Source organism: Thioclava sp. NS-SX20, from assembly GCF_057380695.1.
The window spans coordinates 405,500-430,000 of record NZ_JBXXRY010000003.1 but is presented as its reverse complement, the minus strand read 5'-3'; the positions used below and the strand labels follow the sequence as shown (position 1 = coordinate 430,000).

Annotated in this window: 15 protein-coding genes, 1 tRNA gene, 2 rRNA genes and 1 pseudogene (1 of these 19 running past the window's edge); 9 read left to right on the top strand and 10 right to left on the bottom strand. The window is 58.4% G+C overall.

All coding sequences use genetic code 11. The annotated features are described in order from the left end of the window. The 3 genes from AC2ISB_RS17575 to AC2ISB_RS17565 form a co-directional block, all read left to right on the top strand. Positions 1-2,809: ribosomal RNA gene (locus AC2ISB_RS17575) — 23S ribosomal RNA — on the top strand; it begins 22 nt to the left of the window's first position. A 72-nt stretch (positions 2,810-2,881) separates the two neighbouring features. Continuing rightward, positions 2,882-2,996 (top strand): 5S ribosomal RNA (rrf, locus tag AC2ISB_RS17570). A 63-nt stretch (positions 2,997-3,059) separates the two neighbouring features. Then, positions 3,060-3,136 (top strand) — tRNA-Met (locus AC2ISB_RS17565). Here AC2ISB_RS17565 and AC2ISB_RS17560 read toward each other — a convergent pair. The 6 genes from AC2ISB_RS17560 to AC2ISB_RS17535 form a co-directional block, all read right to left on the bottom strand. After that, positions 3,093-3,902, bottom strand: coding sequence for a recombinase zinc ribbon domain-containing protein (locus AC2ISB_RS17560; protein WP_486577288.1), 810 nt, complete (start codon positions 3,900-3,902; stop codon positions 3,093-3,095). The genes AC2ISB_RS17565 and AC2ISB_RS17560 overlap by 44 nt on opposite strands. Before the next feature lie 668 nt (positions 3,903-4,570). Next, positions 4,571-4,861, bottom strand: coding sequence for a PAAR domain-containing protein (locus AC2ISB_RS17555; RefSeq protein ID WP_486577162.1), 291 nt, complete (start codon positions 4,859-4,861; stop codon positions 4,571-4,573). A 161-nt stretch (positions 4,862-5,022) separates the two neighbouring features. After that, positions 5,023-5,808, bottom strand: coding sequence for a PoNe immunity protein domain-containing protein (locus AC2ISB_RS17550; protein WP_486577161.1), 786 nt, complete (start codon positions 5,806-5,808; stop codon positions 5,023-5,025). Next, complete coding sequence (locus AC2ISB_RS17545) at positions 5,805-7,499, bottom strand: hypothetical protein (RefSeq protein ID WP_486577160.1); 1,695 nt, start codon at positions 7,497-7,499, stop codon at positions 5,805-5,807. Before AC2ISB_RS17545 ends, AC2ISB_RS17550 begins: the two co-directional genes overlap by 4 nt. Continuing rightward, the gene (locus AC2ISB_RS17540) at positions 7,492-7,866 is read right to left on the bottom strand and encodes a hypothetical protein (protein ID WP_486577158.1); all 375 of its coding nucleotides are present in this window, start codon (positions 7,864-7,866) and stop codon (positions 7,492-7,494) included. Before AC2ISB_RS17540 ends, AC2ISB_RS17545 begins: the two co-directional genes overlap by 8 nt. A gap of 8 nt (positions 7,867-7,874) precedes the next feature. Then, positions 7,875-9,947 (bottom strand): type VI secretion system Vgr family protein, encoded by a 2,073-nt coding sequence (locus AC2ISB_RS17535; RefSeq protein WP_486577157.1) that lies wholly within the window; start codon positions 9,945-9,947, stop codon positions 7,875-7,877. A gap of 602 nt (positions 9,948-10,549) precedes the next feature. Here AC2ISB_RS17535 and AC2ISB_RS17530 point away from each other — a divergent pair. The 4 genes and pseudogenes from AC2ISB_RS17530 to AC2ISB_RS17515 all read left to right on the top strand — a co-directional run bounded on the left by AC2ISB_RS17530 (position 10,550) and on the right by AC2ISB_RS17515 (position 15,140). Beyond that, a pseudogene (locus AC2ISB_RS17530) lies at positions 10,550-11,200 on the top strand (plasmid pRiA4b ORF-3 family protein). 1,006 nt (positions 11,201-12,206) lie between these two features. Continuing rightward, a complete protein-coding gene (locus AC2ISB_RS17525) occupies positions 12,207-13,352 on the top strand; it encodes a metallophosphoesterase (RefSeq protein WP_486577156.1) in 1,146 nt (381 codons plus the stop codon). A 126-nt stretch (positions 13,353-13,478) separates the two neighbouring features. Continuing rightward, positions 13,479-14,126 carry a M48 family metallopeptidase gene (locus AC2ISB_RS17520; protein ID WP_486577155.1) on the top strand — a complete coding sequence of 216 codons (648 nt, stop codon included), beginning with the start codon at positions 13,479-13,481 and terminating at the stop codon, positions 14,124-14,126. Between the two features lie 60 nt (positions 14,127-14,186). Continuing rightward, complete coding sequence (locus AC2ISB_RS17515) at positions 14,187-15,140, top strand: GIY-YIG nuclease family protein (protein ID WP_486577153.1); 954 nt, start codon at positions 14,187-14,189, stop codon at positions 15,138-15,140. A gap of 157 nt (positions 15,141-15,297) precedes the next feature. Here AC2ISB_RS17515 and AC2ISB_RS17510 read toward each other — a convergent pair whose 3' ends face one another. From AC2ISB_RS17510 to AC2ISB_RS17500, 3 genes are all read right to left on the bottom strand, one after another. Then, complete coding sequence (locus tag AC2ISB_RS17510; protein WP_486577152.1) at positions 15,298-15,609, bottom strand: ETC complex I subunit; 312 nt, start codon at positions 15,607-15,609, stop codon at positions 15,298-15,300. 139 nt (positions 15,610-15,748) lie between these two features. After that, positions 15,749-17,068 carry a sigma-54-dependent transcriptional regulator gene (locus AC2ISB_RS17505; RefSeq protein WP_486577151.1) on the bottom strand — a complete coding sequence of 440 codons (1,320 nt, stop codon included), beginning with the start codon at positions 17,066-17,068 and terminating at the stop codon, positions 15,749-15,751. Continuing rightward, positions 17,065-18,711 (bottom strand): sensor histidine kinase, encoded by a 1,647-nt coding sequence (locus tag AC2ISB_RS17500; RefSeq protein WP_486577150.1) that lies wholly within the window; start codon positions 18,709-18,711, stop codon positions 17,065-17,067. Before AC2ISB_RS17500 ends, AC2ISB_RS17505 begins: the two co-directional genes overlap by 4 nt. 198 nt (positions 18,712-18,909) lie before the next feature. Between AC2ISB_RS17500 and AC2ISB_RS17495 the strand changes: the two genes are divergently transcribed. Next, positions 18,910-20,256, top strand: coding sequence for a dicarboxylate/amino acid:cation symporter (locus AC2ISB_RS17495; protein ID WP_330647273.1), 1,347 nt, complete (start codon positions 18,910-18,912; stop codon positions 20,254-20,256). 287 nt (positions 20,257-20,543) lie between these two features. Here the strand turns inward: AC2ISB_RS17495 and AC2ISB_RS17490 are convergent, their stop codons facing one another. Further along, positions 20,544-21,998, bottom strand: coding sequence for an alpha/beta hydrolase-fold protein (locus tag AC2ISB_RS17490; protein WP_486577149.1), 1,455 nt, complete (start codon positions 21,996-21,998; stop codon positions 20,544-20,546). Positions 21,999-22,267: 269 nt separating this feature from the next. Between AC2ISB_RS17490 and AC2ISB_RS17485 the strand changes: the two genes are divergently transcribed. Further along, positions 22,268-24,355 carry a c-type cytochrome gene (locus tag AC2ISB_RS17485; protein WP_341485869.1) on the top strand — a complete coding sequence of 696 codons (2,088 nt, stop codon included), beginning with the start codon at positions 22,268-22,270 and terminating at the stop codon, positions 24,353-24,355. Positions 24,356-24,501: the final 146 nt, after the last annotated feature.

Here is a 24,501-nt window from a genome sequence, read left to right as displayed (position 1 = left end):
TGGTGGATGCCTTGGCAGTAAGAGGCGATGAAGGACGTGATACTCTGCGATAAGCCATGGGGAGCTGAGAATAAGCTTTGATCCATGGATCTCCGAATGGGGAAACCCACCTGAATGTTTGTTGTAATTACCTTGGTAATTTACAACGGGCATAACCAGGGACTTATTACCTGAATACATAGGGTTTTAAGAGCGAACCCGGGGAACTGAAACATCTAAGTACCCGGAGGAAAGGAAATCAATATGATACTCCGCTAGTAGTGGCGAGCGAACGCGGACCAGCCGAGCCTTGAGAGTGAGTAGAATGGTCTGGAATGTCCAGCAATATGGGTGATAGCCCCGTATACGAAGCTCAACAGGACGTATTAAGTAGGGCGGGACACGTGAAATCCTGTCTGAAGATCGGAGGACCACCTTCGAAGGCTAAGTACTCCTTACTGACCGATAGCGAACCAGTACCGTGAGGGAAAGGTGAAAAGCACCCCGACGAGGGGAGTGAAACAGTTTCTGAAACCGGACGCCTACAAGCAGTCGGAGGAGCCTCGAGCTCTGACGGCGTACCTTTTGTATAATGGGTCAACGACTTGGTCTTACGAGCAAGCTTAAGCCGATAGGTGTAGGCGCAGCGAAAGCGAGTCTTAAAAGGGCGACGAGTTCGTGGGATCAGACCCGAAACCGAGTGATCTAGCCATGTGCAGGATGAAGGTTGGGTAACACCAACTGGAGGTCCGAACCGACACCCGTTGAAAAGGGTCCGGATGACGTGTGGCTAGGGGTGAAAGGCCAATCAAACTCGGAGATAGCTGGTTCTCCGCGAAAGCTATTTAGGTAGCGCGTCGATTGTATTCTCCCGGGGGTAGAGCACTGCATGGATGATGGGGGCCCACAGCCTTACTGAGTCTAAGCAAACTCCGAATACCGGGAAGAACTGATCGGCAGACACACGGCGGGTGCTAACGTCCGTCGTGGAGAGGGAAACAACCCTGACCAACAGCTAAGGCCCCCAATTCGTGGCTAAGTGGGAAAGCATGTGGGACTTCCAAAACAACCAGGAGGTTGGCTTAGAAGCAGCCATCCTTTAAAGATAGCGTAACAGCTCACTGGTCTAGTCAAGAGGTCCTGCGGCGAAGATGTAACGGGGCTCAAGCCACGAGCCGAAGCTTTGGATGCACTGTGAAGTGCGTGGTAGCGGAGCGTTCTGTGATATAGAACGCTGCCTCCTTAGTATCCTCGGATACATTGGAGGCAATGTTCTGACTGTGAAGCCGGGCTGTAAGGCATCCGGTGGAGTGATCAGAAGTGAGAATGTTGACATGAGTAGCGACAAACAGGGTGAGAGACCCTGTCGCCGAAAGTCCAAGGGTTCCTGCTTAAAGCTAATCTGAGCAGGGTAAGCCGGCCCCTAAGGCGAGGCCGAAAGGCGTAGTCGATGGGAACCAGGTTAATATTCCTGGGCCGTGAGATGGTGACGGATCTGAACCGTTGTTCACACTTATCGGATTGTGTGGGCAGCCTACAGGTCCCTGGAAATAGCCTCTCTATAAGACCGTACCCGAAACCGACACAGGTGGACTGGTAGAGAATACCAAGGCGCTTGAGAGAACCACGTTTAAGGAACTCGGCAAAATGCCTCCGTAAGTTCGCGAGAAGGAGGCCCCATCGCTAGGCAACTAGTGGTGGGGGGCACAAACTAGGGGGTGGCGACTGTTTACTTAAAACACAGGGCTGTGCGAAGCCGTAAGGCGACGTATACAGTCTGACGCCTGCCCGGTGCCGGAAGGTTAAAAGGAGGGGTGCAAGCTCTGAATTGAAGCCCCGGTAAACGGCGGCCGTAACTATAACGGTCCTAAGGTAGCGAAATTCCTTGTCGGGTAAGTTCCGACCTGCACGAATGGCGTAACGATCTCCCCGCTGTCTCAAACGTGGACTCAGCGAAATTGAACTGTGTGTCAAGATGCACACTACCCGCGGTTAGACGGAAAGACCCCATGAACCTTTACTACAGCTTCACACTGGCATCAGGATTGTGATGTGCAGGATAGGTGGTAGCCTTTGAAACCAGAACGCCAGTTCCGGTGGAGGCATCCTTGAGATACCACCCTTCGCACTCTTGATGTCTAACCGCGGTCCGTTATCCGGATCCGGGACCCTGTGTGGCGGGTAGTTTGACTGGGGCGGTCGCCTCCCAAAGAGTAACGGAGGCGCGCGAAGGTGGGCTCAGACCGGTCGGAAATCGGTCGTTGAGTGCAATGGCAAAAGCCTGCCTGACTGCGAGACTGACAAGTCGAGCAGAGACGAAAGTCGGCCATAGTGATCCGGTGGTCCCAAGTGGGAGGGCCATCGCTCAACGGATAAAAGGTACTCTGGGGATAACAGGCTGATGGTGCCCAAGAGTCCATATCGACGGCACCGTTTGGCACCTCGATGTCGGCTCATCTCATCCTGGGGCTGGAGCAGGTCCCAAGGGTACGGCTGTTCGCCGTTTAAAGAGGTACGTGAGCTGGGTTTAGAACGTCGTGAGACAGTTCGGTCCCTATCTGCCGTGGGTGTAGGATACTTGAGAAGAGTTGCCCCTAGTACGAGAGGACCGGGGTGAACGGACCACTGGTGGACCAGTTATCGTGCCAACGGTAGTGCTGGGTAGCTATGTCCGGACAGGATAACCGCTGAAAGCATCTAAGCGGGAAGCCCCCTTCAAAACTAGGTATCCCTTGAGGGCCGTGGAAGACCACCACGTCGATAGGCTGGAGATGTAAGTGCAGCAATGCATTCAGTTGACCAGTACTAATTGCCCGATTGGCTTGATTTGATCCAGTAGTAGACAGACACTCCTACAGATCAAAATCATGCATACAACTTGACTTGCACGCTCTTTACTCGGTTTGGTGGTCATAGCGCTGGCTATACACCCGGTCCCATTCCGAACCCGGCCGTTAAGGGCCAACACGCCAATGGTACTGCGTCTTAAGACGTGGGAGAGTAGGTCACCGCCAAACCTAGCAAAGAGCGTCAATCATCTCTATATAACGATAACACCCCCCAAACGAGACAAACAATAACGCGGGATGGAGCAGCCCGGTAGCTCGTCAGGCTCATAACCTGAAGGTCGTAGGTTCAAATCCTACTCCCGCAACCAATGTTACTTGCATACCAACATCACCGCCAACACACCGCCTCGTATTCCGCGGGGTTTGCGCCGTTTCCGCCTCCTGCAACGTAAGATTTGAAGCCAGATCCCCCACAAGCGCGATCGCGTGCCCGTCCATGGCAGCGGCATCCGGCATCAGCCGTACCTGCGAAATCAACCCGCGAAGCGCCTCGCTCGCCTGAAGCTGGAGCGCCGGGTCTGACAGCGACGATGCCAGATCCGCCACTTTCGCCCGATAGGTCTCAGCGAGTCCCGGATGCAGGCGCAGGGCAGGGGGCTCGGGCGCCGCGGCAAGTGTCAACCGTGTCTTCTCGGCCTTCAGCGTCTCTATTCGTGCCTTCATCGATGGATCATACATCCCGTCTTCGACCGCCGCCAATATACCTGAAATCTTCCGCTCCAGCTGGGCAAGCTCACGCTCGGCCTTGGCGCGTTGCACGACCTGCCCAGCCAGCGCGTCGTTCCAGGCGCGGCGGTATTCTTCGACGAACAGAGCAATCAGCTCCGGGTGCATCAGGCGATCCTTCAGCCCGCCGAGCACGCGGGCTTCGAGGTCCTCTCGCCCGATGGTCGCGCGGTTGTCGCAGACTGCCAGTCCCTTGTTCCGGGAGACGGAGCACCCGTAGCGGGTGCGGTTGATCAGGATGTAGTTGCCACCGCAACAGCCGCATTTGATCAGGCCGGAGAGAAGGAACTTCGGTTGGCGCGCGAAATCGCGGCGCAGCGGTGTGTCATCCTGCGCGGTATGGTTCATCTCTTCCCGGATGGTGTCTTGCCGTGCCTTCACGCGTTGCTGCGGCGATCCAGCCAGTCGAAAAGAGCACCGTAATGCGCCAGTGGGCCCGCCTGGACGGCGCTAGCGGGCGAGGCTTGACGGATGGTGTCCAGCGCCTCCACCACAGCATCCGAGCCTACAGACCCGTACGCCTTTGCGTGTAAGCTTGCGGCGCGCACGGACCCCAAAGGCCTCGCGCATCTCATCCACCTCAAGCGCCAGAAGGTGATTTCCGGCAGAAGACTGGTCACGCTTCTTGCTCGCCATCAGCGCGAGATCAGACCTGAGTGACGCCTCCCGAGGGGATTCTTGGGCTAGTGGAATCAACACCAGATACGACTACACAAGAAGCGTCATCGCTCTCGGGAGAGAATGGTTTGCTTCAAGGGGTATAGTCATTGCTCACGCCCGCCGCTGAAGGACGCTAAGGGCGGATTGAGTTGAAAAACTCGGGCGGCTTCAACATGGCACGGAACTCCAGAACGTTTGTTCTAATTTGGGGCTAAGATCCCGCGCAAGGGAGGAAGATATGACCTTTGCCAAAACGAAATTCTCGTCGAAGATCTGTGATTGCTCGGTGAGGGAGTTTTCAACACCATCGGCGGAAACCGGTCATTCTCTGCGCCGGTGACAAATGTCTGCTTTATTCAATCACCAATGAAAACATTGCTGGACCCGCTTGCAGCTGATCCTCCGCAAGAGATAGCGTCGCCGACGCGCCCTGCGGGTTTGCCATTGATAAAAACCGTTCCAGAGCCGCGGGCAAGACTTCGGCCGTGGGGCGGGTGTTTGGGTTTGCTATGTGCGGCATAGCTGTCACCCTGCCGCACCGTACCTTGGCCATTCACAAAAACATTGCCACTGGCGGATGTGGCGGGCGTCGGCGGAAAACCATCATGGCCGGAACCGGTATCTCCAAGGCGGGTCGCTGCGGGCATATTGCCTCCAATATTGACGAAGAAATTTCGGCCGTGAGACGGCGCTATTTCAATATGTTAAGTTGGATACATCGTCTAGAAAGTGTCGTTAAAGCTTTGGCGCGGTAGCTTGGTTGAACGACCTTAACGAGCACAGGGCACACTCTCTGCCTCCCCCACTTTCATGCCAAGGGGTGGCAATTGCGGGCCCAGTCTGCCCATTCGGCCGGGTAATGAGGGTGGTCTCGCAACTGCGTGTCATCGATCCCGAAGGCAACCGAGGCGGCGGCCGCTTCCAAGCACCAGTAGCCGACATAAGTGCTGTTCTCACCAAGATCTTCCGCCCGCGTGGTCTGGGCCGCGAGTTCGGTCGCCATCTCATCATACCAACCATTCAAGAATTTTTTCAAGTGATGTGGGCGCGCAAAATCAGGCTCTTCGGGATCGATGGCGAGCCAGAGGTTGTGATAGGCCTTCGGCCAATGCACGGAGCTTTGGGGCGCCACATCCCCGAGGCCAAGCTGACGCCGGAAGGCTGACCAGATTTGGTCGTAGCCACCGTAATCACGCTTAGTCAGGTCAAACTGGTCAAGAGCATCGAAGAACGCTTTAAATTCATCTTGGTTAGCGCAGCACAATACCAACATCGATATGTAGCGCAGATAGTCATCATAACCTTCGCGCGCAATGCCATCCGGCATCTTGGTTCCGAAGCGCGAAACCATTTCGGGGAAATGGTGCCCGACCGCCCGAAGCCCCGAGACTACGACCTCGGGCATCGGGGCGCCAACAGAGAAACTGATAAGGCTTTGTTCGAACAAAAAATTTAATAGCGCAGTGCCCACATTACAACGGCGTGCCTTCGTCTCTTGTTGGTCTTCATAAATAGCGGTGAAACGAGAGAGGCGACGCTGTTGCCACGCTTCTCTCTCCAACCAAAATTGCGGCGGTGCCAGTTTATCTCTCATTCTGTTCTCCACGTCGGTGCGGTGATTGGCATCCCATCTTTATCCAGCCAAACATCAGAGACATCTCCGTATTTGTCGACCTTCAAGAGCACAGAGTCGTAACCCATTGCAAGGTCGTCAAGCTGGTCTTGACTCAATCCCGCTTTGGCCAGTCGCTCTTGAATCCACTTTCCAGACATCTGCAGCACACCCTTCGATGTAGTGCTCTGCGTCGATCCTAGCGCCTTGGCGTCCGAGACGATATAGCGGGGAGGTGGCCCCGGGTCGAGATAGATAGCGTCAATCCGGTTGGGACCCGTGAACGGGCTTTCCATGGTTGTGGCGTCACCATTGATCTTGCCCCATCCCTGAGTGCTTGCATATCTGTCAGCCTCAACCTCGCCCCAACGACCAACCTGAGGGTTATGACGCCTACCGGAGTCGCCCTCGCGGGCGGGATCGGCCATGGAAGACACGGGGCGCCATTGTTCGTCCTTGTTTTGGATCATCGCCTCTCCATCCGCAGTACGTCGCACGCCCTCCGGATCGTTCGGGTCACGGTAGCTGCCATCAGGACGCTCATCTTCGCGCCGTGCTTTGGCGTCAGCCTCCTCCTTCGGCCCCTGTTCCGGCGCATCCGCGTCCGGTTCTGTCGAACCTTGCCCGCCTTCCCCGAATGCTCGGCGTTCGTCGTCTGTCAGATCCTTCTCGACATCGATATCGCGCTGATAAATTTTGCGCTCTACGGTAACGTCGAACGGGATCAGTTCGCGGATCGGGTTCGAATACAGCACGCCAGGCTGAACTTTACGAAGCTCGACGCGGAATACGTAATTCGCTTTGACGTTCCGCACCATGCGTGCGCCCTTGGCGACGACCGTCAACATCGCCCGTACCGCGCTGCGCAACATCAATGCCATGCCCGCTGCAGCACCAGCCGTAAGTGCGATAACAGCTGAGACGATGCCAGCCACGAGCGCCTCTTCGGCTGCAGCCAGTGCGATATCGACTGATATTCGACCCACCGCAAGCAACCATTGGCCATTGCGGATCAGCGCCATATTCTCGTCGTAGTAGGCTTTGATCTCGTGCCAAAGCCCTTCGAACCAATCGACGACCTGCTGCCTGCGCTGTGCGCGCCTCGCGTCTTCCAGCGCTGCAGCAAGTTCCTGTTGTGCCAGAAGATTTTCGAAATCGCTACGCAGGGCAGAAGGCACCGAAGTCAGACGGTCGAGGTAACGCTGCCGCAGGGCTCCTCTGCCGACCTGCTCCAGCCAAGTTTCGCTTTCATTGGCTAGATTTCCTGGCACGATAGTGTGCAAAAGCTGCTCGGCTTGCGACAGCTCGTCATAATTGCGTGCGCCGCTTCTATAGCTGGCAAAGATCTTCTCACGGATCGCATCGCGCGCAGCTTGCAGCGCCTGCCAGCTTTCCTCAGTGCGCTGCGCCAGTGGGCCTGCGGCAATAATCTCCGCCAGTGCCTCCATCACGGCATTTCGCGCGGCGTTGACATCCTCGTCCGTATCACTCGGACCGGTGATGCCAGCGAGCAGACCGAGAAACCGATACTGCGCCAGCATCTGGTTGAACGCCGATTGCGCATGTTCACCGATACCTGCGATCTGCGCTTGATAGCTGGTGTCGGTTACGTCCGGAACCGCGGCTGATTCTATGTTTGCAAGGGCGTCTTGCCCCGCCACCTCTTCACTCATCGTCGAACCACTCCGACCAACTCGTGTCGAAATGGCGCGCTTTAAGCGCCTCGGGCAACATCTCTGCCATCGATATTGGTGAGGTGCCCATGCCGCATTTCAGCACTGAAAGTGGCACTGAGAAATCAAATTGGTTCAATGCTGTAGTCAGCATGCCCAGCCCCGACATGTCTCCCTTGTGGGTGGTTTGGGCTAACGCACAGAGTTCAAGAACTTTCGCCTGTTGCGTCGCAGGATCGCTGACGAGCTTCGTTGTATCCTTTAATCTCGGAAGGCCGATTTCCGCGAAGAATGCATCCCGCATTTGATCGCGTAGCGCGCGACGTTCGGCTTCTTTTTGGACAAACAGGCCTTTGGAATAGCTCATGGCCTGCCTCAGTTCAGATCGATACGGCCACCCTTGACCGTGACCGAGGACGACCCATCAACCGAGACGTCCGTTCCTTCCAAGCGAATGCTGCCATCTTCATTCATCTGCAGCTTCGACTTACCACAGACGAGTTCAAACCGTTTGCCAACCACTACAACCTTATTCTGCCCGACCTCCTCATAGGCCCCAAGCAGCACCGACTCGTTCCGGATGCCCTGAACGCTCATCTGATAGCCACCGCCGACTGTGACCGTCTTGGCTCCGCCCACGATCTCGTTGGAGCTCACCATCACAGTCTCGGCCTTGTTCTTCGCCACGGCCACAATCAGATTGCCTTCGCCCATATTCAGCATGTCAGGCAAGCCGAGTTTGTTGGCCAGATCTCCGATCGCGCCGGTGAATTTGGTGAAGGCCGAAGTCACGGCGGACTGCAGTTTATTGGGCCCGACCATCAGGGTCATATTGCCACCGATGACCTCATGATGGTTATTACCGACCTCGATCGATTTGTTGTTGCCGACAGATTCCGACTGGTTCCGGTCGACCCGCTTGGCGCGGTTATTCTCGACATGGATCTCGTGGTCTTTCTCGGCATGAAGATAGATCTTCTCATTGCCTTTAGCGTCTTCAAAAGTCAGCTCGTTGAAGCCGGTCGATTGGTGACTATCCGAGCGGAAAACCGATTTGGTCTTATTGGCGGGCAGATCATAGGGCACGGCGTTTTTGCCGTTATAGACACAACCCGTGACCAGCGGCTTGTCGGGGTCGCCGTCGAGGAATTCGACCACGACCTCCATCCCGATCCGCGGGATGACCATGCCGCCCCAGCCGTTGCCGGCCCAGCTTTGCGAGACACGGCAGCGCATCGAATAATCGGCGTCCAGATCCCAGTGGAATTGTACCAGAATGCGGCCATATTCGTCGCAATCGATCTCGCCATCGCCGACAACGACCGCCGTCTGCGGGCCCTTCACATCGGCGCGCGGGGTCTTCAATTCGGGCACCAGAGGCGCCGAAGACGGCATCAGGATATAGCGCCCCGAATAGGCATAGCCATCGCCCTCGGTCCCGCCCGAGCCGTAATTATCCGAGGTATAAGAATGGCTTGCGGAAAGGCAGATATATTCCTCACCAGTCCCCGGAACGGTGTCGCCCGCCAGATCGACCCGCGTGCCACCGCGCAGGGTGATGATGTCGCCCACCGCTTCATAGCGGCGGTCCTGACCGCGCTCGCCCTGCGTGCGCAGCTGCGCCACAACGCGCCCACGCGATTGCGCCAGATAATCGCCGGGCCAGTCGAAGCTCTCGATCTGCCCCTGAGCATACTCGGCATCGCCGATCTGATCGGTCTCCATCGCGGCATTGGGGGTCTTGAAGTTGTAATCCGTCAGGCGGATCGCGCCGGTGGTGATCCTCCGCGCCGGATGCCAGTCCCAGAAATGCGCGAAATCAGCCTGATGGTGGCCATCATCGGGCTTGAAGGGCACGGCGCCTATGGTCGCATGGGCCTCGACGGCATCGCTGAGCACCATCTCATGCGCGCCTTCGGAATGGGTGAAGTGATAGCTGATACCGTGGCGCTCCATCATCCGCGTGGCAAAAGCCATATCGGATTCGCGGTATTGCACGGTATATTCCAGCTCGGGATAGTCGTTCGCCAGATTGACCGTCAGCTTGCCCGCATCCGAGTAGCTTCCCAAAAGCTCGGTCAGGATCTCGACTACGGTTTTATTATGGAAGATCCGCTGGTTGCGGCGAAGGCTGGCCAGGAAGAACCACGGCTGAAGGCGTAGGCGGTACTTGTGCCCGTTGTCGCCCGTGCCCAGCCAGCGGGCCTCGGTCACGATCCCGTCGAAATACTGGTCACTCCCCTCGCGGGTGACAAGCGCAACGCTTGCATGCGTCCCGATCAGCGCGTCAAAATCGACATCCGCCGAAGAGGCCAGACAGTCCACCTGATAGTCATAGAGCGCGTTGATATGGTCGGTCCCATCGAACCGCTGCAGCACCAGTTCATCCGTGCCGAGAACCGTGGTGAGCCGCCCCATACGGGCATCCTGCGAGAAAAAGAGGGACATAATAAGAGCCAGTGATGAAATGGATGCACAATAAATTACGCACAACCATGACTACCGCAAGACACATGACGTTGATTTAGCGGTTGGTTATGTAGACATTCGGCGAATTCTTGCCGCGCCTAAAGCGGACACTCGTGGGGCCTTGTAGGAACGGCCGCAACGGGCCGGTTGCGTTATGTGGCCCGCTGTAATGGTCTGGCGGGGCACACTGCGGCGCTTGTACAGCTGTTTCATGCCTAATGCCTGGTCGACCATGCCGTAGAGCCCCCCTGCCGGCAAGCACACAAGAAGCTTCGTCATATGCAACCGGCGGGCTTCTTGTGGAGTAAGGACCGAGGACATGCCACATTTACTATTGGAAATTCCTGTTTGCCCCGAAAGATTTGTTGCTCAGGGTCTTGGAGCCGCCGGCTATGACGAAGATGGGGTTACGCGCCCCGGCCGTATCGCGAGCAAGATAGTCAAGCCGGGCATGTCAGCTGTTTGACTTTCGGCTTTTTTGTATCTCGCAGAGGCACAAATTTCAAAGGTTTCAAAACTTCATCTTCAAAAGGCACCTTGCGCGATGATGTGGATAGGGGCGAAGATATCATATCGCCCAGTTGATAGCCGGTCGACCGTCCTTCCCGCCGCAAGGAGTTCAGAGAAAACACCAAATCGCTCGTCTGCGCGTGGAGCTTTTACATATCGAGCAGGCAATATGGCGGCAGGTGGAAGTCAACCTGACCACAAACTTACGCGCCCTCCACGAACTCATCCAAGCCATCATGCCTTGGGAAAATGATCATCTCTATCAATTCACCATTGGAGAGCGCGTCTACGGGGAGCCCGATCCCGAGGACGCGGCACGAGGCCAAAAGATTTATCAGGCCAAGAGCATGCGCTTGGAAACCCTCGTCGGGCGCGGTTTTACAGAGTTTGAATACACCTATGATTTCGGTGACAACTGACAGCATCGCATTTCTATCGAACATATCGGGGTCGCGGCGCCGGACGTCGATTACCCTCTATACTTGGGTGGTGAGCGCACTGCGCCCCCAGAAGACGTCGGTGGCCCACCCGGTTTCCTGGGGTTCGTGAAAGCCATGGCTGATAAACGTCATCCAGCGCATAAAGACATGAGCCGTTGGTACGGGGGACCCTTCAATCCGATCGATTTCGGCGAGCCAGTGGTTGCCGCGACCGTTCGCGATATCGCGGCCAAGAGGAAAGTGGCGATGTTGGCGTTCGAGCGGAGCCGCCAAGCGCGATAGTCACTCCCCTTGCGTTCAGGTCAGCACATTGCTTGAGAGTGAACCAAGGTCGAACGCACCGATTATTATAGACAGAAAATAATATTTGTCTCTAAGCGGCGCGTGGGGCACTCCCTGGTGGTAGCTGGTGCAGATATTATGCGTATGACCTTGCGCGATACGGCTGCCTACCACTTCGATTGATTCGAAGAATGCCCCCCTTTATCCCGTCGAAAGGCACTAAAATGTGCCGATCCGCAGTTCTGAAGGCCAAAAATTTGCGAAATCGTCTCAGGAGAGTTTGCGAAAAATATCTTTTCAGGCCGGTTACAGTCAGCGGGTTCTGGAGATCGGTTGCACTGCGGTCTTTGCGAAAAAATGGAGCGCTCCGCGAGGGGGTTGCGCCGCCGAAAAGACTGGCACAGACCTATAGTAATTCCTCGTGGATCAATCGCTTAATTGACCCGTCGGGCATAACCAACGGCATTGAGACATAGTAGCCGGCTAAAGGCCTATTTCGTCACGAGCCTGGGGCACATCGCTGCCTCGGGCAGCCGCATGCTAACCCTTGTCATCATGCGCAAAGCCACTTCAGCGGCGCGTGATGCGGTCCTCCGAACGCGACCTCGCTCACGCCTCGTCGTTAGGGAGGGGCACAGCGGCTCTAGTCAAGGCTGCTACCACTTCGATTGATTCGAAGAATGGCCCCCGTGCTCCCGTCCAAAAGCGCTGAAATGTGCCGATCCGTAGTTCTGCCGGCCAAAAATTTGCGAAAAACTTCGAGAAGCCACCTCAGGAGAGTTTGCGAAAAATATTTTTTCAAGCCGGTTGCCGCCAGCGGGTTCTGGAGATCGGCCGCACTGCGGTCTTTGCGAAAAAATGGGGCGCTTCGCGAGGGGGTTGCACCGCCGAAAAGACTGGCACAGACCTATAGAAATTCCGCGTGGATCAATCGCTTAATTGACCCGTCGGACATAACCGCGCCAGCACTTTCGCTGCCCGCGCGTAGGTCGTCAAGGAGGCGAAGTTGCCAGGCCCCTCTGTCCTTGAAATCCCGGATAACGGCGGGCCCGTTGCGGTACTGGCCGACCTTCATCTCAAGTCCTACTTTTGGCTTGGAGGCAATCCTCTCAAATTCCACGGGCTGGAGGATCGCCTATTCCAACATGACCTCGATGCCCTGATCATTGCCGGAGATCTGTCAGATACTCTCGGTCCGCCCCTGCAGGACGCGCTTGCCTATTTGGCCCGATACGTACCCGCGGATCGCATCTATATCGTCCCGGGGAACCACGACTATTACCGGGGCAGGCTCGACGATGATGGACGGCTGCGCGACATGGTCCGCGACAGCGGGAGCTGGTTTGCTCAGAAGACCGAACTCCGCCATCGCCGCGACCGCTACTTCTGTGCCACTCTCTGGACCGACTTCGACCTCATGGGCGTCAGAAAAGCAGCCATGCAATCCGCGCGCCGGTTCATGCGCGACTTTGATATGATTTCCACCAAAGCCCCTGATTATGAGAAGTACGATCCAGATGTGGTACAGCCGCTTCATCTTGTCCCGATCACGCCCGAGGATACCATCAAGCTGCATGGCGAGCATCGCGCCTGGCTGGAGGAGCGTTTGGCGACCCCACATTTTGCAGGCCAAGGCCGTACCTTCGTTGTCACCCATCACGGCCCGCACCCGTCTGCCGCAGGCCAATTGGAGCGCCTGACGCCAGCTTTCTGTTCGGACCTGACCGATGTTATATCACAGGCCGATATCGACACTTGGTTCTTCGGACATTCGCATCGACGGCTGTCCTCAACGGTTGCGGGTACACGCATTCAGAATGTTTCGATCGGATACCCCGACGAGGATCATGGCCAGAACGAAGATGATCTGGCGGCGGTTTGCATCGTCAGCGAAGCACCGGCCTTGCAGCGCCTAAATGAGCCGTGGAAGCAGCACGACATCCGCCCGACGCTTGAAGGGGATTACGCATACGCGCTGCGGTGCTACGAAACCGGCATGCCCGTTCTGCTGGATAAGCTGTCACCCGAAATATGTGCCATCCTGCGCCATGATTTGATGGGACGCGCCAGTCCTATCGTGCCGGAGGGTGACGCGTTTTATGCAGTCGATGTCATCCTCGCGCTCGGTCGAAGACTGGCAGGATCACGATGATGCCGGTTGAGGCGTTCTTCCCGATCTCGGGAATACTGATCTGCCTGATCGGTCTTGTCCATGTGATCATCACCTGTCAGGGGACAACGAGATCGGCTGAACCGAATCCGGAACGGGTGAGGAGATTTGTCGAAAGCGCGCCCCCGCTCCCCAACCACTTGCCTCGCACCCCAAGCGATCCCAGCAACGAGAGGCACAGCTATCGCTTGGAGGAAGGCGAGGCTGGAAGAGAAGCTGCTCTGGGTCCATACCAAGGTGGAAGAGAAAGCCAGGCTGCAACAGCGCGCGCCGAAAAAGGAATTCGTTGAGGGCGAAGGCTTCTTGTATCTTGGACGGAGCCATCGCCTGCGGCTTGTCGACAACCAACTTGTCGATCTGAGCCTGAAGAACGGTCGTTTCTGCTTGCGGCGTAGCTCGATGCATCGTGGGCGGGATATCTTCGTCGCATGGTATTCCAGACGCGCCCAGCAATGGTTCGAAAAGCAGGTCGCTGAACTGTCCAATCGTATGGGGGTCTCCGTGCAAGAGGTCAAAGTTCAAGACTTGGGCTTCAGGTGGGGGTCGTTCGGCTCAGATGGCCGTGTTTCATTCCATTGGAAAGCTATTCTCTTGCCGCCTCGTATCGCTCAGTACGTAGTGGTGCATGAACTGGCACATGCGCATTACCCGGACCATTCAGCCAACTTCTGGATCAAGGTAGAGCAACATTTGCCGGATTGGCGCTGGCGGAAGACTTGGTTGGCAGAAAACGGCATTCAAGTTGAAGGGTTGTAAGAGTTGCCCGACTTTTAACGTTGGAATCGCCAAGTTCGATTTCATTTGAGGAACCGTTGAATGACTAATGAATTGCCGGCGGGAAAGCGCATCCGGATTCGCTCCTTTTATGGCTTCTCACCGGAAGATGATGGCTATGTCGGCTGGTCTCAAGAACAAGCCAGAGATGCTTATCTACGCAAGTTGAACGATGGCGATTTGCTTATGATATATGGTGCGAGCACGGCCGAAACGGAAAAGGCGTTGCGCTCATACGTTTTGGGGTTTGTCGAAATTGAAAAGACGCCAATCCGTGACAGCGATAAGTCATCAGAAGTGGGTATGCAGCGCAAACGAGATAATGGTTGGGCTGATCGATGGAGCTATGGCATTCCCATTCGTCGCGCATGGCGGGCCGAAGAAAAAATGATGATCGGACGAATTGCTTTCAAGTCATACGATCCGAAGGCAGGCCAGGCACTGGCCGTGCATGGTGCTGAGCTTGATGACGATGAAATTTCCGAAGCGTTGAAGATCAAGGTCCGCGAAGTCAACGTATTCGGTGAGGAACCACTTGCAGAATCTGATGCGCAGATTTTGCCGTTTGCTGAAGTTTTTCAGCCGTCGCGAGCTTTTCCTGGTAGCGCCGGAACGCGGACCTCAGTCTATGAAGACGGTGAGACCTTCCTTTATCTCGCTGTTTACAAAGGAGACGGACACGCATTTATCGGCAGGAAAAAGGCGATAGGGGATAAGTCTGGGGTTCTCAAAATCGGAATTTCCAATGCTCCCAGTCGTCGTTGCGGAGAGTTGAATGCTGGCATTCCTCCGGCTTCTCCGGGGAAGTGGGAAATTCAGATGACCTCGCAAGCATTCCCCGACATCAAAAGCGCCGAAGAAGTCGAGCAGCAGTTCAAGAACAAGTCCAGTGGAAAGCTGGAGAGCTTGGGAGGGGAATTCTTCTGGGGGCGTGTCGAGGATGCAGAGCTCATGTTCTGTTCACTTCCCGGTATGGCCCGCTTCAGGAGCAAATAGCGACATTGTCGGCAAGTTCTGAAGCTCTTCGTCGACGAGGATCTTCAGAACCAAGATATAGAAAAGGCGCCCAATGGGCGCCCTATATCTTGATCGGAGCTTGGCTTCGCGGGATCCTTGCCCCTATTTCGAGACAACTTTGCCCCGATTTACACCCTCAATGTGTCCAGTTGCCGCGGCGGTCGGAAGAGAAGTTTTCGCCATAGCCGCGATTGCGGATGTTGGCGGCGCGTTTGTGGGGCTCGATGACGGTGTATTCCAGACCTTTGTCCTTGGCATAGGCTTCGGCTTCGGCACGGGTCTCGAAGCGCAGGCGCACCTGCGACTGGGTGTCCGAGGAGCTGGTCCAGCCCATCAGCGGATCGAGGTCGCGCGCGCCTTCATGCGTGAAGTCCAAAACCCATTGCTTGGTTTTCGCTACGCCGGATTGCATCGCGGTTTTCGCGGGTTGGTAGATACGTGCGCGCATGAACGTCCTCCGAAATACTCTGCCCTGTCTTAGCCCATCACAGCGAAATCGCAAGAGATTCCGGCCATAAATCGCGACATTCCGTCACAGGATTTCTATAGGCCGGTTCTTCGGGGCCTTGCGCAAAGGCGGGCGGGGGCTATCGGAAATCGCTGCTACGGATGCCGTGTTTGGCCAGTTTATCGTAAAAAGTCTTACGGGGAAGTTGCAAACGGGCCATCGCGGCGGTGGCATTTCCGCGTTCGGCGCGCAGCGCATTGCGCAAAAGAGCGGCCTCGTATCGCGTGACCATCTCGGAAAGGGACATGTCGCCGCCGGTTTCGGGGGCGGGGCCATTTTCCAGCCCGAGGCAAAAGGTTTCGGCAAACTGTTCCAGTTCGCGCAGGTTGCCGGGCCAGTCATGCACGTCCAGATGCGCCTGATCGACTTCGGTCAGGGGGGGCACCGTTTTCCCGCGACGTGCCGCGGCACTGGTGGCGAAATGGCGAAACAGCGGCCCGATATCCTCGCGGCGCGCCCGCAAAGGAGGGAGCGTCAGGCTGAGGCCACTCAGCCGGTAATAGAGGTCGTCGCGGAACCGGCCTGCCGCAACCTCGGCTCCAAGATCGATACGGGTGCCCGCGATGACCCAAAGATCGACCGCACGCGCCGAGGTGGCACCGACCGGCCAGAGCTGGCCGGTTTCGATGACCTCCAGAATGCGGGCCTGCATCTCGGGGCCGAGCGCCTCGATCCCGTTGAGATAGAGCAACCCGCGCGAGGCGCTTTCGATCCGCCCGAAGCTGCGCATATGGGGGCCGGAGCCACCCACGCGCCCCAGAAATTCGGCATCGAAACGTTCGGGCGAGATCGCGGCGCAATTGACCGAGACGAAGGGGCGGGTCCGTCTTGTGCTGAGGGCATGGATATGGCGGGCAAGTCGCTCTTTGCCCACACCGGCCTCCCCCAGAAACAGGGCGTTGACGCCGGAGGCCGCCACATGTCGGGCGGCATCGCGCAGATGCCGCATGGCGGCACTTTCGCCAATCAGATCGGGGGCTTGGCCGCTTTCATCGCGGGCGGCGCGTAATTCGCGGTTTTCCAGTACCAGCCGTCTTGCGGCAAGCGCACGATGCAGCGTCGCTTCCAGTGTCGCGCGGCTGACCGGCTTGGTCAGGAAGTCATAGACCCCGTCGCGCAAGGCCCCGACCGCCATTTCCACATCGCCATGTCCGGTGATCAGGATGACGGGCAGATCGGGGTCGATCTCGCGCAGCCTGCGAGCCAGTGTGATCCCGTCCATGCCGGGCATGCGCACATCTGACAGGATGACACCGGGCCAGTCCTCGGTCAGGCCCTCCAGCCCCTCGAAGGGGTCGGCAAACCCCTCGACCTCGAACCCCGCCATTTGCAGCCCTTGCCGCTGGGCGGCCAGCAGGGGGGCGTCATCCTCGATCAGGCGTATCAGGCCGTGGGTCATCGGGCCTCCCAGAGGGTAAGATCCATGCGCCAGCGCGCCCCCGTCCGGTCTGCTACCGGATCATAGCTGAGATCGCCACCGAAATCGCGCAGGATGGATTGACAGATGACCAGACCCAGCCCCAGTCCTGTGGCCTTGGTGGTCTGGAACGGCGTGAAGGGCGCGCGTGCCACCATAGGTGCCAACCCCGGCCCGTTATCGCAGATATAGAGCGAGATCTGTGTCTCGTGGCGGACGATCTCCAGCCAGATCCGCCCATCCGACCGCCCCGAAAGTGCCTCTTGGGCATTTTGGATAAGGTTGACCAGAACCTGTTCCAGACGCACGGATTCCGCATCGATAAGCAGGTCTTCCGGGATTTCGGGCGCGCTGATCCCGACGGCTTCGGTGGCGCGGCGGCTGGCCGCCAGCCTGAGCGAGGCCTGCCATGCCGCGCGCAGCGAAACCGGCTCGCGATTGCCGCGCGATTTGCGCGCAAAGCCCCGCAGGTCGGAAGTGATGGTGCCGATCCGGTGCGACATCTCCACGATCTGGCGCAGATTGTCGCGCAGCGGGTCATGCTGCTGGCCTGCGGGAACCGCATCCTGCCCGTATTCCGCCAGCAGCCGGATTGTCGAAAGCGGCTGGTTGATCTCATGTGCCACCCCGGCCGAGATCTGCCCCAGCGAGGCCAGCTTGTTGGCCTGTACCAGCGCCGCCTGCATGCCCGCCAGCTGCGCTTCGGCCTCTTCGCGCTCGCGGATCTGGCGGGTCAGCGCCAGCGTGCGGGTCTCGACATCGCGTTCGAGCCGGTCGCGATATTGCGCGGCGATCCGTTGCCTGCGGCGGAACGTCCGGTGTGCAAGCCACAGCGCGGCCATCACAAGGGCGCCCCCCGCGGTGATCGCGCCTGCCAGCAGATGCGCGGGCCAAGGCGCGACATGCAGATGCAGCTGCCACCCCGAGCCGGGCACTGCCTCGGAGACAGTGACCGGCCCCCTTACGGGCGAGGGGCCGAAGCGCAGGGCAGGGTCGGAGGTCAGCGTCACCCGCCCGTCGCGGTCCGTGATCCACGCCAGATGATCGGACCCGCGCCAGCCATTTTCGAGCACATCGAAGGTCAGCTTGACCACCACCACGCCCAAAGGGGCCTGTGCCCCGCCGATCCGGCGCGACAGATACAGACCCGGCTGGTGACTGACCGAGCCAAGCGCATATTCGCGGCCCTCTCCGGTCTGCAAGGCGTCGCGGATATAGCTGCGATACCCGTAGGAGGTGCCCACAAAAGACGCCTCGTCGCGCCAGTTCGAGGCCGCCACCGCCACCCCTTGGACATTGGTGACATAGATGACGGAGGCGTTGATATCGGCATTCAGCTCCTCGAGACGTTCCGAAAGGCGTTGCCATTGCGCGGGGGTGGCATCCTGCTGTGTGCCGATAATGCCCTGATCGGTTGCCAGCACCGCGCCGACAGATTTTTGGCGTGCCAGTTCCGAGGCAATCGCCAGAACCCGCATATGGGCATCTGTGGCGGCGTCTGCGGCAAGCCTCTTGGAAAGCTGGTGGTCGGCCACCAGATATAGGGCCAGCAGACAGAGCGTGCAGCCCGCCCCAAGCAGGGCAGGCCCCCAGCGCCACCATGAAGCCGAGTCTGTCTGTGTCATGTGGCGCGTATATCCGTCATGAATGTTTCACTTTCCACATTATGTGATTTTCAACTGTGTGGAAAGCGAAACAGTTTTGCGCGCCAAAAAATGTGAATTTTCATGATTTATAAAGAGTTAACAAAATTTCCGTGAAAATGGGACTCCCCGATGGGTTTTCATATGCTCGCTGCAATCTCAAAGCATGTGGAGGAGCAGATGCAGTTCGAGAGCAGCGGCACGACCGCCCATCGGCATATTCCGTTCTATCGTCATCTCTATTTCCAGGTTCTGGTCGCCATCGCGTGTGGTGCCGTTCTTGGCCATTTCTATCCCAGCGTCGGCGAGGCGATGAAGCCGATCGGGGACGCCTTTATCAAACTGGTGAAAATGATCATCGCTCCGGTGATCTTCCTGACCATCGTGACCGGTCTCTCCGGCATGGGGTCGCTCAAGCATGTGGGGTCGGTTGCCGCCAAGGCGCTTGGCTATTTCCTGTTCTTCTCGACGCTGGCGCTGATCGTTGGCCTGATCGTGGCCAATGTGGTGCATCCGGGGGCGGGGATGAATATCGACCCTGCCACCCTCGATACCAGCAAGGTCAGCAGCTATGCCGAAAAGGCACATGAGACCTCGCTGCAGGGCTTCCTTATGGGCATTATCCCCACAACGCTGGTTTCGGCCTTTGTGGATGGCAATATCCTGCAGGTTCTTCTGGTTGCGATCCTGTTCGGGGTAAGCTGCATTCTGGTCGGCGAACCCGCCCAGCCGGTTGTGAAATTCTGCGAGAAACTGTCGCTTGTCGTGTTCCGTCTGGTAGCAATCCTGATGAAAGCGGCCCCCTTGGGCGCGTTCGGGGCCTTCGCCTTTACCATCGGCAAATATGGCATCGGCTCCATCGCCAATCTCGCGATGCTGGTCGGCACGTTCTACCTGACCGCCGCGATCTTCATCTTCGGCGTGCTGGGAGTGGTGGGCTGGCTCTGCGGTTTCTCGATCTTCAAGCTGGTCGCCTATCTCAAGGCCGAGCTGCTGCTGGTGCTGGGCACGTCCTCATCGGAATCGGCCCTGCCGGCCCTGATGGAAAAGATGGAGCGCGCAGGCTGTGCCCGTCCTGTTGTGGGTCTGGTGATCCCGACCGGCTATTCCTTCAATCTGGATGGCACCAATATCTACATGACCTTGGCCGCGCTGTTCATTGCCCAGTCGATGAATATCGATATTTCCTTGGGCGACCAGATCCTGCTCTTGCTCGTGGCGATGCTGTCCTCGAAAGGTGCGGCAGGTGTGACGGGGGCGGGCTTCATCACACTGGCGGCAACGCTTTCGGTGGTGCCGACTGTGCCTGTGGCAGGGATGGCGCTGATTCTGGGGGTCGACCGTTTCATGTCCGAATGCCGTTCGCTGACCAACTTTATCGGCAATGCCGTGGCAACCATCGTGGTCAGCCGCTGGGAAGGCAAACTGGATAAAGAGCAGCTACACCGCGCGCTTAATGGAGAGTTGCCGCCGTTGCCGCAAAGCACGATCCATTCCAGCGAGGCCGCCGAGCCCAGTCAGGCCTGAGCCTTTCCCCCTGAGCCTTTCCCCAAGTCCGGTCCTCCCATAAACCGGCAAAGCACGAAAACCGGAGCGTCCCTGACGCTCCGGTTTTTTCGTGGTCCGGCATTTTCTGGCATGTGCAGAAGACGCGCCCGACCGGCCTCCGTCTGGCCCTATAGGTCTGGCTCCATAGGACTTGGCAGGGCGGGCAACCAGAGGCGCCGCGCTCCCGCCAGAAGGGTTGCAGGGTCTGGCCCGGGCAATGATGCCGCCTCGGGCCGTGCCTTGGCCCGCTCAGGCTTTGGTCTTCTTCAGGCTTTGGTCTTCGACAGCAGCCAGTCCCGCGCGGCGGAGATATAGAAGAACTTGCGGGCCGAGGCCATGTGATCGACACCCTCGAAGGTCAGGAAGGTGATATTGCCGCCCTCATCCAGATAGCCGTTCACCTGATCGTCCAGCGCCTTCTGATCGGTGACAGGGAAGATCAGATCGGGATCGAGCGTGGTATCGGGGCGGGTGATCTTGGCCCCCGCATCACGCCAGACCGGCAGGCAGGCTTCGGTCCAGGGGGTGGATTTCTGGTCTTCCGTGCCGGTGATGATCAGCAGGTTCTGATCGGCTAGCCCCACGACATCCTGCGGGCGTTGTTGACCGGCAATGATCAGACCCGCCGCGAAGGTTTCGGGATGGTGCGCCATCAGCCAGAGCGAGGTCATCGCCCCCATTGACCAGCCCGTGCAATAGACGCGGGCGGGGTCGATTTTCAGCACCTTGTCGCGCCGGTCGGACAGGTTGGGATTGCCGTAATTCCAGGTGTTGGACAAAAGCGACTGCACCAGCCGATAGGTGTTTTCCACATCGGCGGTATGCTCCCAGTAATCGTTCATCGTGGTCCGTTCGTAGCGGGGGGTGATGACGACGCATTCCTCCTTGGCCTGCTGTTCCGGCATCCCCCAGATGCTGGCGATGCAGGTTTCGGTCAGCGTCTCCTTGCAGGTGCCATCATAGCTTGTGCCGGAATGGGTGATCGCAAGGATCAGGGGATAGGATTTTTCTTCCCCGCCCTCGGCAAGGAAGGATTTGGGCAGGTAGATACTATATTCCAGCCACGCCGAGCGGCTGTCATCCCACCACCAATGGTTCTGCTCCCATGCATCCACGCCACGAATGGCCACGGAGGTTCCGTGACCGGAGACATTGCTCCACTGTTTGTCCGCCGCCGGATAGCTGGCCCCTGCGAGAGTGCGGATCTCTGCCGTCTGGGTCAGGCGGACCTTCTCGCTATCGGTGGTGGGCTGGCTGAGATCGTCCGCATGGGCGAATTCGGCAATCACATAGCGGCCCTTGACCGAGTTCTGGTCCAGCCGCCGCATCGCGGTGTCGTTGGTATAGATCGCGACAATCTCGCGGGCGACAGGCGTTTTCTCGGTGTCGTTATTGCTGGGGCCTGCGGGCATGCCGGGGTAATAGCCATCGGCTGTGGGCACCACAGCGGCGCTATAGCTGCTGGTCGACAGGCTTTCGGGGTCGATCTCGGTGTCATATTCGACGGCGATGGCATAGACTTTCTCGCCGCCCCCCGTCACCTCGCATATCGCGGTGATGCCCTGTAGGCCGGGGGTCATCGGGGCGGTGTTTTGCGACATGGCAGAAGCCGCCGCCTGAAATCCGTTGGCATCCTGTGCCAGAAGCGGTGTCCCGCTGGTCATGCAAACACCCGTTGCCACGCCGGAAAGAAGAAAAGACCGTCTGGAAAGAAAGACCATGAGGATACCTGTGCTGTGATTGCGCGTGCCGGTTGGCCGCCATTACTGGAACCAATATGGTTCCTATATTGGAAAGGTCCAGCGCGACCTGTGTTTCTGTCCAATTCTTGAAGAGGGGTCTTGAATGGCGGGGCGCTCTGGCTTGGGTGCTGCGGCCCCGTACGGCTTAGGGTAAACCCTAACCGCCTGCGGGTTGCCCCCAAATTGCCGGAGCGGTTGACGGGCGGTAGGCTCTGGGGACCCAGCAGCATATCCGCGAGGACACACATATGGCACGGCAGGCAGCGGTATCAGTCAGGAAACGGCTCGCATATGGGGCCGGTGCAGTGGCGCTTGTGATCGGGGGAGGGGTGCTTTGGGCGCTCCAGCCCCCCGCGCTGGATCCGGAACTTTCGCCGGGCTTTGCGGGCGAGGCGCCTACGGCGCTGGTCGCGCAGGGGCGCTACATTGCCGAGTTGGGCGATTGTGTGGCCTGTCACACGGCCAGAGGCGGGGCCGAAATGGCGGGCGGGCTGGCCTTGGAAAGCCCGATGGGGACGATCTATTCGACCAATATCACCCCCGATCCGGAGGCCGGTATCGGGGCATGGAGTTTTGCCGAATTCGATCGTGCGATGCGCAAGGGGGTGGCAAAGGACGGGCATAATCTCTATCCGGCCATGCCTTATCCGTCCTATGCGAAAATGAGCGCGGCGGATATGGGGGCGCTGTGGGCCTATCTCCGGCAAGGGCTGGAACCGGTGAAGGACACTCCGCCGCGCACCGCGCTCGGCTTTCCGTTCAACCAGCGCTGGGGCTTGGGGTTATGGAATACGGCTTTCCTGCAAAAGACCCCCTTTGCCGCCGATCCGGCGCAGAGTGCGCAATGGAACCGCGGGGCCTATCTCGTGCAGGGGCTGGGGCATTGCGGAGCCTGCCACACGCCGCGTGGCATAGGTTTTCAGGAAGTCACTATGGATGGCACGGGGCCCAAGGGGGACAGGTTTCTGGCCGGTGCCGAGGTGGAACACTGGAACGCGGTCTCGCTGCGCAACCTGTGGAGCGTGCCCGATATGGTCGAGTTACTGAAAACGGGGCAGAACCGTTTCGGCACGGTGTCGGGCAGCATGGTCGATGTGATCTCGCATTCGACCCAGCATATCAGCGACGCCGATCTGACAGCGATGGCCGTCTATATGGACAGCCTTCCCTCTGGCGCTGCTGTGCGGCAGGCCGATGAGGTGCCCACTGGCGCGCCCGTGCCGCTGACGACCTATACCACGGCGGGGGGGTTGGGCTATATGCAGTTCTGCTCGGATTGCCACAGACCGAACGGGGCCGGCGTGCCCGGCGTGTTCCCGCCTTTTGCCGGCAATCACACCATTGCCGCGCGCGATCCTGCCACGCTTTTGCACATCACCCTGACCGGCGGGGCCAGCGCACAGACCCAGACCCATCCGCGCGCCTTCCATATGCCGTCCTTCGCACGGCTGGGGGATGACGAGATTGCCGAGATCCTCAGCTTCCTGCGCGAGAACTGGGGGGCGGGCGCTCCGCCGGTCACAACGGCGCAGGTGGCGCAAGCCCGCAAGGCGCTGGATCCGTCGGTGGATGCGTCAAGCTTTGTCACGCCGCGCCTGCGGGGGCTGCTGGATGCGCCCAATGCCGAAGAACTGGTCTATGGGATGCGGCTCAATGCCGAAACCCGCGATCTGCTTCCCGACCATGTGGGTGACAAGCTGAACTGCACATCGTGCCACCTCAATGCGGGGACCGTGGCCGATGGCTCGCCCTATGTCGGTGTCACCGCCTTCTTTCCCACCTATATGACGCGGCCCGGCAAGGTGATCGATATGCAGGAGCGTATCAATGGCTGTTTCCAGCGGTCGATGAATGGCAAGCCTCTGGCCAGAGACAGTGCCGAAATGGCGGCCTTCCTTGCCTATTACGACTGGATGCGCGGCAAAACCCGCCCTGAGGACAAGGTCGAGGGGCGCGGGATCGGCAAGATCGACACCTCGCTGACCCCTGATCCCGAACGCGGCGCGCAGATCTATACCGCGCAATGTGCCGCCTGCCACGGCGCGCAGGGCGAGGGCGTGAAGGATGCCGAGGGGCGGGTGGTCTATCCGCCGCTCTGGGGGGCGGAATCCTTCAATATCGGGGCGGGCATGGCACGGACCTTCAAAGCGGCAGCTTTCGTCAAACATAATATGCCGATTGCGATGCATGACGGTTTCCCGCTGGGGCAAGGGGGGCTGAGCGATCAGGACGCGGTCGATGTGGCGGAGTATTTCACCCACATGCCGCGGCCCGATTTTGCCGGTAAGGTCAATGACTGGCTCAAAGATCCCAAGCCCTTCGATGCGCGGTACTGACGCTATGTCCGGGTCCAAAGCCGTCCGCTAGGGCGGCTTTGGAGCGGCAGGCCTCCGGTCACGACCGCTGTAACACCCCCGTTACGGCAAGAGGTTTGCCGACCGGATATTGACACAGAGCAAAGTGCGATCTGCCCGATTGCGGC